10 protein-coding genes are annotated in these 13,546 nt (G+C 52.4%); all 10 read left to right on the top strand.

The window, feature by feature from the left end; genetic code table 11:
- The first annotated feature begins 17 nt into the window (after positions 1-17).
- Positions 18-1,340: a type I glutamate--ammonia ligase gene (glnA, locus tag EQM14_RS07980; protein WP_128742448.1), complete on the top strand. Its 1,323-nt coding sequence runs from the start codon at positions 18-20 to the stop codon at positions 1,338-1,340.
- A gap of 38 nt (positions 1,341-1,378) precedes the next feature.
- Positions 1,379-1,921: an ANTAR domain-containing response regulator gene (locus tag EQM14_RS07975; protein WP_128742447.1), complete on the top strand. Its 543-nt coding sequence runs from the start codon at positions 1,379-1,381 to the stop codon at positions 1,919-1,921.
- Between the two features lie 12 nt (positions 1,922-1,933).
- On the top strand, positions 1,934-2,767 hold the full coding sequence (gene dapF / locus EQM14_RS07970; RefSeq protein ID WP_128742446.1) for a diaminopimelate epimerase: 834 nt from the start codon (positions 1,934-1,936) through the stop codon (positions 2,765-2,767).
- A gap of 57 nt (positions 2,768-2,824) precedes the next feature.
- Positions 2,825-4,048, top strand: coding sequence for an LL-diaminopimelate aminotransferase (locus tag EQM14_RS07965; protein WP_128742445.1), 1,224 nt, complete (start codon positions 2,825-2,827; stop codon positions 4,046-4,048).
- A 50-nt stretch (positions 4,049-4,098) separates the two neighbouring features.
- Positions 4,099-5,175 carry a carbamoyl phosphate synthase small subunit gene (locus EQM14_RS07960; RefSeq protein WP_128744283.1) on the top strand — a complete coding sequence of 359 codons (1,077 nt, stop codon included), beginning with the start codon at positions 4,099-4,101 and terminating at the stop codon, positions 5,173-5,175.
- Positions 5,172-8,390: a carbamoyl-phosphate synthase large subunit gene (carB, locus tag EQM14_RS07955; protein ID WP_128742444.1), complete on the top strand. Its 3,219-nt coding sequence runs from the start codon at positions 5,172-5,174 to the stop codon at positions 8,388-8,390. The genes EQM14_RS07960 and carB overlap by 4 nt, the downstream gene beginning before the upstream one ends.
- Positions 8,391-8,409: 19 nt before the next feature.
- On the top strand, positions 8,410-9,114 hold the full coding sequence (purC, locus tag EQM14_RS07950; RefSeq protein WP_128742443.1) for a phosphoribosylaminoimidazolesuccinocarboxamide synthase: 705 nt from the start codon (positions 8,410-8,412) through the stop codon (positions 9,112-9,114).
- A 19-nt stretch (positions 9,115-9,133) separates the two neighbouring features.
- Positions 9,134-10,594, top strand: coding sequence for an amidophosphoribosyltransferase (purF, locus tag EQM14_RS07945; RefSeq protein ID WP_128742442.1), 1,461 nt, complete (start codon positions 9,134-9,136; stop codon positions 10,592-10,594).
- Between the two features lie 21 nt (positions 10,595-10,615).
- On the top strand, positions 10,616-12,046 hold the full coding sequence (purB, locus tag EQM14_RS07940; RefSeq protein WP_128742441.1) for an adenylosuccinate lyase: 1,431 nt from the start codon (positions 10,616-10,618) through the stop codon (positions 12,044-12,046).
- Positions 12,047-12,159: 113 nt separating this feature from the next.
- Positions 12,160-13,437 carry an adenylosuccinate synthase gene (locus EQM14_RS07935; protein ID WP_128742440.1) on the top strand — a complete coding sequence of 426 codons (1,278 nt, stop codon included), beginning with the start codon at positions 12,160-12,162 and terminating at the stop codon, positions 13,435-13,437.
- Positions 13,438-13,546 lie beyond the last annotated feature (109 nt).

Genomic DNA, 13,546 nt, shown 5'->3' with positions numbered 1-13,546 from the left:
TTCCGGGAGGTATCTAAATGCCGTGCATGGGAAGAAACGATATGATTCAAATGCTGCATGACAATCATGTCGATTTTTTAAGTCTTCAGTTTACCGATATTCCTGGATCCTTTAAAAATGTCACGGTCACCGCCGATCAAATTGAAAAGGCCCTGAATAATCAATGCATGTTTGACGGTTCCTCCATGGAAGGCTTCGTCCGGATTCAGGAATCAGACATGTATTTGCAGCCCGATCCCGAAACCTTTCTGATTTATCCCTGGAGTACGCAAAGCGGCCGGGCCGCAAGGCTGATCTGTGAGATCATTGGGCCGGACGGCACTCCGTATCCGGGTGACCCGAGATGCGTACTGAAAAAGACTCTGAAGCGGGCTGCCGATCAGGGCTTTACTTTTTATATCGGCACGGAATGTGAATTTTATCTGTTTCAGACGGACGAACTGGGGCATCCTACCACCGAGACAAACGACACTGCCGGATATTTTGACCTCGGACCTGCGGATCAGGGAGAAAATGCCAGGCGCGACATCTGCCTGGACCTTGAGCAGATGGAATTCGAAATCGAGGCATCCCATCATGAGGCTGCCTATGGGCAGCATGAAATCGACTTCAAAGAAGCGGAAGCACTGACTGCCGCGGATCATTTTTTAACTTTCAAAATGGTGGTCAAATCCTGTGCAAATGAGAACGGGCTATATGCTACTTTTATGCCGAAACCTGTTTTTAGCCGCGCGGGATCGGGCATGTGCATCAACATTTCGCTTTTTCGCAATGGGCGGAATGCTTTTTATGACGCCTCCTCTGAAAATGGTCTGAGCCGTACCGCACTGAACTTCATAGCGGGTCTGCTCCTGCACATCAGAAGCATCTGCGCGGTCACAAATCCTCTGGTGAATTCTTATAAGCGCCTGATTCCCGGCGGCGAAGGGGCTCCCAGTCTGGTGGGCTGGTCTTTTCATCACAGGGGGACCCTGATTCGCGTCCCCTCGCCGCTCGGCCCCGACAGCCGCGTTGATCTGAGAAGTCCGGACCCCACCTGTAATCCGTATCTTTCTTTTGCGCTGCTTCTCTCCGCCGGTATGGATGGAATCGACCGCGACCTGCTTCCGCCTCCCTCTGTCGTTTCGATGCATTTGCCTGAGGCGATACCGGCGGATTCAGAGATGCTTCCAGCCGATCTGGGGGATGCGGTTCGGATGATGAAAGAAGATCCTTTTGTCAAAAAGGTTCTGGGCGATCTTGTTTTTCACAAGTATGTCGAAGCGAAAGAAGAGGAGTGGCGTCAATACTCCACCGCTGTGACTGACTGGGAACTGCACCGCTATTTGGACCGGCTTTAAAAACCAGCGTCTTATCCTTCCCTTCGGAGTTGTTAATTATGAGCAGCATTGTCGTAGCAAATTCAAATCCGGAATACGCTAAAAAAATAACGGCGGTTCTTCGGTCAAGCGGCTTATATGTCAGCACCGTCTGCACAACCGGCGCTCAAGTGATGGATTTTACCAGCAAACATTACCACGGCGGAATTGTGGTGTGCAGCGTAAAACTGCGGGACATGGCTGCCGTCAATCTTCCACGGATGGTCGGTTCCGCCTATGATTTCCTCTTTTTAGTCAGTTCTCAGCTCGCCTCCATGTGCGAATCGCTGGAACAGGCAACTCTGATGCTCCCGATCAGCAGAATGGACCTGATTTCCACGGTGAATATGTTTTTGAATTTGGCCGATTACACCTCACTTACAATCAAAAAAAAGCTGGCCTCAGAAAATTTAGATGAAAAACAATCCATTAAAAATGCAAAGGATTTACTGATGAAACGGAACAACTTTACGGAACCGCAGGCGCATCGATTTATTCAGAAAAAAAGTATGGATAAAGGAAAAAAGATGGCGGAGGCAGCCTTGATCATTCTGAATTCCTGAGGAGGGCCTGAAATGAAATTCACGAAAATGCAGGGGATCGGCAACGATTATATTTATGTGGACTGTTTTCACGAAGCCGTTGAACATCCGTCTGAGCTTGCCGTCAAACTGAGCGACCGCCATTTCGGCATCGGTTCTGACGGCATCATTCTGATTGAACCGTCTGAGCTTGCCGACTGTAAAATGGATATGTATAATGCGGACGGCTCCAGGGGAAAGATGTGCGGCAACGGAATCCGGTGCGTCGGAAAATATGTCTATGAACGCGGCATCATCCAGAAAGAAATTCTGAAAGTTGAAACCCTCAGCGGTGTCAAAACCCTGCGCCTCGACGTTAGGAACGGCCGGGTGGCATCGGTGGAAGTGAACATGGGGACGCCGATCCGGAAAGCGTCCGAAATTCCCGTCGTTTTTTCCAAAGAAGCGGTCCTGAACGAGCCGCTGTCCGTCGGCGGCCGGGAATACCGGATCACATGCGTTTCCATGGGGAACCCCCACTGCGTTGTGTTCGTTGAGGATGTAAACGCTTTGAAGCTGGAGGAAATCGGGCCGCTGTTTGAACATCATCCGATCTTTCCAGACCGCGTCAATACGGAATTTGTTCAGATCCTGGGAAAGGATGAATTAAAAATGCGTGTTTGGGAGCGGGGTTCCGGCGAAACGCTTGCCTGCGGAACCGGCGCCTGTGCTGCGGCCTGTGCTGCGGCGTGGAACCGGAAAACCGGGCGGCAGGTGAAAATACATCTGAGAGGCGGGGACCTTTCCATCCGCTGGGGCGAAGAAACAGATGAAATTTTCTTAAAGGGACCTGCGGAATTTGTCTTTGACGGCGTGGTGAAAATCTGATATAATATACATTTGGAATGAATACTTCTGAATTGTCGGGGAAAGGAATGGCTGAATTTGCTTAAAATCAATGAGAATTTTGTGAAGCTGCCCGCAAGTTATCTGTTTGTTGATATTGCGAAAAAGGTAGAAGCGTTTTCACAGCAACATCCTGAAAAAGAAGTCCTTCGGCTTGGAATAGGAGATGTGACAAGGCCTCTGCCAAAAGCAATTGTCGATGCCATGAAAAACGCCGCACAGGAAATGGGGGATACTTCAACTTTTCGCGGATATGGTCCTGAGGCTGGATATTTATTCTTAAGAGATGCAATTTCCCAAAATGATTATCAGAGCAGGGGCGCCGAGATCGGATCGGATGAAATCTTTGTCAGCGACGGCGCAAAATGCGATACTGGAAATATTGGCGATATCTTCGACCGGGAAAATACCGTGGCGGTCTGCGACCCAGTGTATCCGGTCTATGTTGATACGAACGTGATGGCCGGACGGGCAGGGGACTATTCACCAATAGCCGGATGGAGCAAAATCGTCTATATGCCCTGCAGAAAAGAAAACGGCTTTCTTCCGGAATTGCCGGAACAGCCGGCGGATATGATCTACCTCTGTTTTCCCAATAACCCCACCGGCATGGGGATCCATAAAGCGGAGCTGAAAAAATGGGTGGATTACGCCTTGGAGCATCACTCCGTCATTCTTTACGACGCGGCGTATGAGGCGTTTATTACAGACCCTGAAATGCCGCACAGCATCTATGAAATAGATGGGGCGAAACGGTGCGCAATCGAATTCCGCAGTTTTTCCAAGACGGCCGGTTTTACCGGAGTCCGCTGCGCGTTCACGGTCATTCCCAAAGAACTTTTGGTCAACGGTGTCTCTCTGAACGCCCTGTGGGCACGCCGCCAATCCACAAAAATGAACGGCGTTTCCTACGTTGTCCAGCGCGGCGCGGAGGCGGTCTATTCCGAAGAAGGGCATCGGGGAATCCGCGAAAATATCGCCTATTATCAAAGCAATGCGAAAATCATCCTGGATGGTCTTGCTCAGGCCGGATTCGAAGTTTACGGAGGAACCAATTCTCCCTACATCTGGCTGAAAACACCGAAAGGCTTTTCCTCCTGGGAGTTTTTTGATCTTCTCCTTTCCAGAACAGGGGTCGTCGGGACGCCGGGTTCCGGGTTTGGACAGGCGGGCGAGGGCTACTTCCGTCTTACCAGCTTCAACACCACGGAAAACACACAGAAAGCGGTTCAACGCATCGTTGAATCTTTTTCCGCATCCTGAATTTTTAAGAAATTGATATAAAACAGAGATTTAGAATGGTTGGTGATGGAATGAAAGCACTGCTGACGCTGGAAAACGGCATGACTTTTGAAGGGACAGGCTTCGGAGACGAACACGATACCCTCTGCGAGGTCGTTTTTAACAGCGCAATGTGCGGCTACTCGGAGCTTCTCACGGACCCATCCTACGCGGGGCAAGGCGTTGTGATGGCATATCCGCTGATTGGAAATTACGGAATCTGCTACGACGACATGGAATCGACAAGGCCGTGGGTCTCCGCCTACATTGTTCACGATTTATCGGAAAGATCGAGCAACTTCCGCTGCGATGTGGACCTGAATACTTTTTTGAAGAATAACCATATTCCCGGGATGCAGGGAATTGACACGAGAGCGCTGACGAAAATTCTGCGGGAAAGCGGGACCATGCGCGGAATGGTCGCTTACGGGGATTCCATTGATCCGGAGAGGATGAAGAAACAGGTTCAGTCTTTTGTCCTGGAGCCTACCGTACCGATTGTCAGCTGCAGGGAAAGCTCCGTTTACGGCGACGGCCCGGTCCGTGTGGCACTGGCGGATTACGGGGTCAAGAACAATATCATCCGTTCTCTCGTCAGGCGCGGATGCACCGTGAAGCGTTTCCCCTATGACGCATCGTTTGAGGAGATGATGGAATTTCAGCCGGATGGAATCATGCTGACAAACGGTCCGGGAGATCCCAAGGACTGTAAAAAATCCATTTCGGAGTTAAAAAGGGTATACGAATACGGAATCCCTACCTTTGCAATCTGCCTGGGACATCAGTTGATGGCGCTTGCCATGGGGTTTGATACTTATAAATTAAAATACGGCCACAGAGGAATTAATCACCCTGTAAAGGACCTTTTTGAAAACAGGGTCTTTATCACTTCCCAGAACCACGGCTATGTGGTAAATGGCGGCACAGTCGATCCTTCAGTTGCGGACATTCGTTTTACCAGTATGAACGATGGCAGCATTGAAGGATTGACTTATAAAAACGGCAAAGTCTTTTCCGTACAATTTCATCCGGAGGCTTCGCCGGGCCCGCTCGACACCGGATTTCTTTTCGACAAGTTTATTGCCCTGATGGGAGGGAGCCGTCTGTGAGCAAAAGACAGGATATCAAAAAAGTCGTTATTATCGGTTCCGGGCCGATTATCATCGGCCAGGCCGCGGAATTCGACTATGCCGGAACCCAGGCCTGCCGCGCGCTGCGCGAAGAGGGAATCGAAGTCGTTCTGATCAACTCCAATCCTGCGACGATCATGACGGACCGCCAGATCGCCGACAAGGTCTACATTGAACCGCTGACGATTGAGACGATCAAAAAGGTAATTCTGAAAGAAAATCCAGACAGCGTCCTTCCGACTCTGGGCGGCCAGAACGCGCTGAACCTTGCGGTCGAGCTTGAAGAATCCGGCTTTCTGAAACAGAACCATGTTGAAATGATCGGCACAGACGCAAATACGATACGGATGGCGGAGGACCGGGAGCTTTTCAAGGAGGCAATGGAGCGCATCCGTCAGCCGATGGCGGAAAGTTCCATCGCTGAAAGCATTGACGAGTGCGTCGAGGCTGCAAAGAAGATCGGATATCCCGTTGTTGTGCGCCCGGCATACACCCTCGGCGGGACCGGCGGAGGAATCGCGGCCGACGAGGAGGAACTGATCAATATCGCCACGGTCGGGCTGCACCGGAGCCGTGTCCATCAGGTTTTGATCGAACGCTGCATCGCGGGCTGGAAGGAAATCGAGTACGAAGTGATGCGGGACAAAAACGACAACTGCATCACCGTCTGCAACATGGAAAATATCGACCCGGTCGGCGTGCACACCGGCGATTCCATCGTCGTAGCCCCCTGCCAGACCCTTGCAGACAAGGAATTGCAGATGCTGCGCAGCGCGGCGCTTTCCATCATTCGGGAACTGAAGGTGGAGGGCGGCTGCAACGTACAGTTTGCGCTGAACCCGGACAGCTTTGAGTACGTTGTAATTGAAGTGAATCCGCGCGTGAGCCGCTCCTCGGCCCTTGCCTCCAAGGCGACCGGGTATCCGATTGCGAAAGTCGCCTCAAAGATCGCGCTTGGCTACACGCTGGATGAAATTCCGAACGCGATCACCCAAAAAACCTTTGCCTGCTTTGAGCCGACGCTGGATTACTGCGTTGTAAAAATTCCGCGCTGGCCGTTTGACAAATTCATTTTTGCAAAACGAATTCTCGGGACCCAGATGAAAGCGACCGGAGAAGTCATGGGCATCGCGCCCGACTTTGAGGCGGCATTGATGAAAGCAATCCGCTGCCTGGAACAGAACGTATATAGCCTGATGGATGCCGAGTTCGCAGAGCTGTCCGATCCGGAGCTGGACAACAGGCTGCATGTGATCGACGACCGGCGAATGTGGGCGGTGGCGGAGGCTCTTCGCCGCGGCGTTTCGTTTGATCATATTCATGAGATTACAAAAATTGACTGTTGGTTTTTACAGAAGTTTTATAATATCATTCAGGTGGAAAAAGAACTCGCCGAAAAGGAATTGGATCACGCTCTGCTGTTGAAGGCGAAGAAATATGAGTTTATGGATCAAACCATATCGAAGCTCTGCGGCAAAAGCGTCGAGGAGATCCGTTCTCTCGAAGAAGAATGGAAGATTCAGCCCGTTTACAAGATGGTGGATACCTGCGCCGCGGAATTTGACGCGGAAACCCCGTATTACTATTCCAGCTACGGGACCGGGAACGAGTCGGTTCCGCAGAAAGAGCGCAAAAAGATTCTGGTCATCGGGTCCGGGCCCATCCGGATCGGGCAGGGGATCGAATTCGACTTCTGCTCTGTACACAGCGTCTGGGCGCTGAAAGAACTCGGCTATGAAACCATCATCGTCAACAACAATCCCGAAACCGTCAGCACGGATTTCGATATCGCCGACAAGCTGTACTTCGAGCCGCTGACGGAAGAGGACGTCTATCACATCATCAAACTGGAACAGCCGGACGGCGCGGTTGTCCAGTTCGGCGGCCAGACCGCGATCAAGCTCGCGCAGGCCATCGAGGGCATGGGAATTCCGCTGCTTGGCTCCTCCTACGACAGCATTGATGCCGCAGAGGACCGCGAGCGTTTCGACGCGATTCTGAATCAGTGCGGCATTCCCCGAGCGGACGGCAGGACCGTTTTCACCTGCGATGAAGCGATCTCGGCGGCGCATGAGCTTGGCTATCCGGTTCTGGTGCGTCCGTCCTATGTGCTCGGAGGACAGGGGATGCAGATCGCCTATGCCGACGAGGACATTGTTCAGCAGATCGGAATCATCAACCGCGTGGCTCAGGAACATCCGATCCTAGTCGATAAGTACATTATGGGGACCGAGGTGGAAGTGGATGCCGTCTGTGACGGCACCGATTCGGTTATCCCCGGCATCATGCAGCATATCGAACGCGCTGGTGTCCACTCCGGGGACAGCATTTCCGTTTACCCCGCGATCGGCGTGGAGAAGGCAATGCAGAACAGGATTGTGGAATACACGCGCCGCCTTGCGAAAGCCCTGCATGTCGTCGGTCTTCTGAACGTTCAGTATATCGTCAGGGATGATGAGGTCTATGTGATTGAGGCGAATCCGCGCTCTTCCCGCACGGTTCCCTATATCAGCAAGGTCACCGGCATTCCGATCGTCCCGCTTGCCGTCAGAGCCTTTTTCGGGAAAAAACTCCCCGAGATGGGGTATCATTACGGGCTTCAGCACGAAAGAGACCTCATTGCCATCAAGATGCCCGTTTTCTCGTTCGAAAAACTGTACGGGCAGGATGTTAATCTTGGACCCGAAATGAAATCAACCGGCGAGGTGCTCGGCATCGCGCATACTTACGACGAGGCGCTGATCAAAGCCTTTTACGGCGCGGGAGTCCACATGATCCAGAAAGGCCACGTCATACTTACGGTAAAAGACGGCGACAAGGAGGAAATGCTGCCCATCGCGCGGGGCCTTTACGACCTGGGCTGGAAGATCTATTCCACCAAGGGGACCTCCGATTTTCTGAACGACAACGGTATTCCCACCATCCGGACGAAAAAGGTAGGGGCGGGGAAACCGGACATTCTGGATCATATCATTTCCGGGGAAATCGACTTGGTCATCAACACCCCGTCCAAAGTGGACGAGCACAAGCGCGACGGATACCTGATCCGCCGGAACGCCGTCGAGGCCGGCATTCCGTGCCTGACCTCGCTCGACACGGCGAACGCGTTCCTGAACTGCGCGCTGCATGTGGACAGCATGAAGCTGTCCGTCATCGATATTACGAAAGTTTCCGCTTTTTTGAACTTTATTTAACCGTCTGGAGGAAAAGAAAATGAAAAAATTGGAACAGCTCTATGAGGGAAAAGCAAAAAAGGTTTTCGCGACCGACGACAGGGATCTTTGCATTGTGGATTACAAGGACGATGCGACCGCATTTAACGGCCAGAAACGGGGAACGATTACCGGAAAAGGCGTTGTCAACAATAAAATGTCCAACTATCTTTTCAAGCTGCTGGAAGAAAAAGGAGTCCCGACCCATTTTGTGGAACAGCTCAGCGACCGTGAAACGCTGGTTAAAAAAGTGGAAATCGTTCCGTTGGAAGTGATTATCCGCAATAAGGCCGCGGGAAGCATGGCAAAAAGGCTTGGTTTGAAAGAGGGAATGGAACTGAAGCGCCCCGTCTTGGAGTTCAGCTATAAATGCGACGAGCTCGACGACCCCATGGTCAACGAGAGCCACGTTCTGGCTGTTGGATATGCAACGAAGGCGGAAGTCGACGAAATTTCCTCTTTCGCTCTGAAGATCAATGAAATTCTGAAAGAATTTTTCCTGTCGGTCAATATTGAGCTGATCGATTTCAAGCTGGAGTTCGGGCGCTATCACGGCAAAATCATCCTCGCGGATGAGATCTCCCCGGACACCTGCCGTTTCTGGGACGTTCACACCCACGAGAAGCTGGACAAGGATCGGTTCCGCCGCGACATGGGCGGAGTGGAAGAAGCCTATCAAGAGGTCATGGAACGGATCGGACTGTAAAGAAAGGGAGGGTGGTCTTTTGAACTGTTCCGTTGCGGAACCTGATTTCGGACATCCGCATGAGGAATGCGGCGTGTTCGGCGTTTATTCCGACGGCACTCTGGACCCCGCCTATGCGGCCTACAACGGCCTTCTTGCTCTCCAGCACAGAGGGCAGGAAAGCTGCGGCATCGCAGTGAACGACCGGGGTGTGATTTCCTACTATAAGGACATGGGTCTGGTTACGGAAGTATTTAATCACGAAATTCTCGACCGGTTCAAGGGGCAGATGTCGGTGGGTCATGTCCGGTATTCCACGGCGGGGGCAAGCGTGCGTGAAAATGCGCAGCCCTTGGTCATGCGATATATCAAGGGGACTCTTGCCATCGCGCATAACGGAAATCTGACAAATGCTTACGAATTACATCAGCTGCTTGCCAAACAGGGCAGCATTTTCCAAACTACCATCGACACGGAAGTGTTTGCCTATATGATCGCGCGGGAACGGGTCGAGGCGCCTTCCATTGAAGAAGCCGTTCACCGCGCCGTCAAAAAGGTCCACGGTTCCTACTCCATGGTGATCATGAGCCCGCAGAAGCTGATTGCCGTGCGCGACGTTCACGGATTCCGCCCTCTCTGCATCGGTAAGATCAACAACTCCTATGTGTTTGCATCCGAAACCTGTGCGCTTGACGCCTGCGGCGCGGAATTTGTGCGGGATGTGCTGCCGGGCGAAATCGTTGTGGCCGATGAAAACGGGCTGCGTTCCATCCGGGACGAGGTGACGGCAAAGAAGTCGCTCTGTGTCTTTGAGTATATTTATTTTGCCAGAACGGACAGCGTGATCGACGGGATCAGCGTCTATGAGGCGCGGAAAAAAGCAGGGCGCCTTCTTGCCAGACAACATCCGGTCGACGCAGATATCGTCATCGGCGTCCCCGAATCCGGAATCGACGCGGCGATCGGATACAGCGAAGAATCCGGTATTCCCTATCAGAAAGGGATCGTCAAAAACAGCTACATCGGGCGGACTTTTATCAAGCCGAGCCAGTCGGAACGGGAAAACAGCGTGCGGATCAAGCTGAATTCCCTTCACACCGCGGTAAAAGGGAAGCGCGTCATTATGCTGGACGATTCCATCGTCCGCGGCACGACCAGCGCGCGCATTGTGTCCATGCTCAAGGAGGCCGGCGCGAAAGAGGTTCACCTGAGAATCAGCTCTCCTCCGTTCCTGTGGCCCTGTTACTATGGGACCGATATTCCCTCGAAAGATGATCTGATCGCCTGTCACCACAGCGTTGAAGAAATCGGGAAGATGAGCTTCGCGGATTCAATCGATTTTCTAAGGCTTGAAAATCTGCCGAAGATGCTTGACCTTTCAGGGATCGGGTGCAGCGGCTGCTGTGACGCCTGTTTTTCGGGAAAATATCCGGCTGAAGTTCCGGATTATCTGGTTGCCAAGAAAAATTATGATTACTGCATGCCGATCAAACGGCTGTAATCTGCATGGAGGCCGAAACGATTGAAAGACAGCTATGAATCACCTCTTTCCAAACGATATGCCAGTAAGGAAATGAGTTATCTTTTTTCTCCGGATAAAAAGTTCCGCACCTGGCGCAGGCTATGGATCGCCCTGGCACAGGCGGAAAAAGAGCTTGGTCTGAACATTACCCAGGAACAGATCGATGAAATGACCGCCCATCAGGACGATATCAACTACAAAGTGGCCGAAGAGCGCGAAAGAATCGTCCGGCACGATGTCATGTCCCATGTTTATGCTTTTGGACAGCAGTGTCCGAAGGCGGAGCCGATCATCCACCTTGGCGCGACCTCCTGCTATGTCGGCGACAACACGGATCTTATCGTAATGACGGAAGCTCTCCGGCTTGTCCGGAACAAACTGGTCGGCACGGTCCGGGTCCTTTCCAAATTTGCGCTGGAATATAAGGATCTGCCGACGCTGGCGTTTACTCATTTTCAGCCCGCCCAGCCGACCACAGTCGGGAAGCGCGCAACCCTCTGGATTCAGGACCTTCTGATGGACCTGGACGACGTGGAATATCTGCTTTCCCAGTCGAAGCTGCTCGGTTCCAAGGGGACGACAGGCACGCAGGCGAGTTTTTTGGAGCTTTTCGACGGCGACCAGGAAAAGGTAAAGCGCCTGGATGACCTCATCGCGGAGAAAATGGGCTACAGGGCTTGCTTTGCCGTTTCCGGGCAAACCTATACCAGAAAGCTGGACAGCCGCATTTTGGCCGTCTTGAGCGGGATTGCCCAAAGCGCCGCGAAGTTTTCCAACGACATCCGCCTTCTTCAGCACTTAAAGGAAGTCGAGGAGCCGTTCGAAAAGAATCAGATCGGTTCCTCCGCGATGGCTTACAAGAGGAATCCGATGCGCAGCGAGCGGATTGCTTCCCTTGCGCGCTATGTGATCGTCGACAGCCTGAATCCCTGCATCACCGAAGCGGCGCAATGGTTTGAACGCACGCTGGACGACTCGGCGAACAAGCGGATCAGCGTTCCGGAGGCGTTTTTGGCTGTGGACGGAATTCTCAATCTCTATGAGAATGTGGCGGACGGGCTGGTCGTTTATCCAAAAGTGATTTTACAGCACCTGAACCGGGAACTGCCGTTTATGGCGACCGAAAATATCATGATGGACGCCGTCAAGCGCGGCGCCGACCGCCAGCAGCTCCATGAGCGCATCCGGGTGCATTCCATGGCGGCCTCCCGCATCGTCAAAGAGGAGGGCGGAGAGAACGATCTCCTGGACCGGATCGCCGCCGACCCCGCTTTCGGAGTTACCAGGGAAGAACTGGACCGGACGGTCAGCCCTGAGAAATTTGTGGGAAGGGCCCCCCGGCAAACGGAGGACTTTCTCCGCGAAATCGTCCAGCCCGCGCTGGAACGATACGGGCAGATGAAGGAAATTAAGGCCGATATTACCGTTTAACCATTTGTTTTTGCAGTCCGTTTATGTTATGATAAACAGGTTGTGTGGATGCTGCCTTAAATCCGGCCGCAGGGCAGTAAGTTTTTACCGTAGCGGCGCGGCGGAGTGAGAAAATGATTACAGCGATTGTTGGTGCGAACTGGGGAGACGAAGGAAAAGGCAAAATCACGGACGTGGAAGCTGCGAAGTCTGACATCGTGATTCGCTTTCAGGGAGGCAGCAATGCGGGCCATACCATAATCAACCATTACGGCAAATTTGCCCTGCATCAGCTTCCATCCGGAGTATTCTATGATCATACCACCAATATTATCGGGAACGGCGTTGCCCTGAGTGCGGAAAAATTTATTGCGGAATTGAAATCTTTAGAGGAGCGCGGTGTTCCGAAACCGAAGATCATGGTTTCAAACCGGGCGCAGCTGGTCATGCCCTACCATATCCAGCTCGATTCGTTTGAGGAGGCAAGGCTTTCCTCCCGTTCATTCGGTTCCACACGGTCCGGAATCGCCCCGTTTTATTCGGACAAATTCGCAAAGATCGGCTTTCAGATCAGCGAGCTTTTTGGGGATGAGGCGGATCTGAGGGAAAAGGCGGAGCGGATCGTGACGCTGAAGAATGTTTATTATGAGTATTTGTATCACCAGCCGAAGCTGACTGTGGATGCACTTATGGAACAATTGAAAAAGTACAGGCGGGAACTGGAACCATACGTGGCGGACACTTTTGAATTTCTCTATCATGCCGTCGGTGAGGGAAAGAATATTCTTCTGGAAGGCCAGCTCGGCGCTTTGAAAGACCCCGATTTCGGAATTTACCCGATGGTGACTTCTTCGCACACCCTGGCTGCCTACGGTGCGGTCGGAGCGGGGGTTCCACCCTATGAAATCAAAAACATCATTACAGTTGTAAAGGCATATTCCAGCGCGGTTGGCGCAGGGGAATTTGTCAGCGAAATTTTCGGGGAAGAAGCCGACGAATTGCGCAACAGAGGGGGAGACGGCGGAGAATTTGGGGCTACCACGGGACGTCCGCGCAGAATGGGCTGGCTGGATCTGGTCGCTTCGCGCTATGGATGCCGCGTTCAGGGCGCCACTTCCATCGCTTTTACCGTCCTGGATGCGTTGGGATATCTGGATGAAATTCCGGTTTGTGTCGCCTATGAGCTCGACGGTAAGAAAATCGATTCTTTCCCGACCACGCCGGATCTCAAGCGATGCAAACCGATTCTGAAAAGGCTGCCGGGCTGGAAATGTGATATCCGTGGAATCCGGCGCTACGGGGACCTTCCGGAAAATGCCCGCAATTATGTGGAGTTTGCGGAAAAAGAGATCGGGGTGCCGATTCACATGGTCTCCAACGGCCCGTCCCGTGAAGATATCCTGTATCGTTAATTTTCTTAATCTCAATAGGGACCTGAAATGTCCGGCCCGGCGGTTTTGCCAGTGCAGCCCGCCTTGCCGGCGTTTTGGATTTCTTTCTTTAACGGAATTTCTGAAAGAG

It is taken from the genome of Caproiciproducens sp. NJN-50, from assembly GCF_004103755.1.
In the GTDB taxonomy this organism is placed as follows: domain Bacteria; phylum Bacillota; class Clostridia; order Oscillospirales; family Acutalibacteraceae; genus Caproicibacter.
Note: the sequence above shows the minus strand (reverse complement) of the source record. Positions and strands in the feature narration are given on the sequence as shown.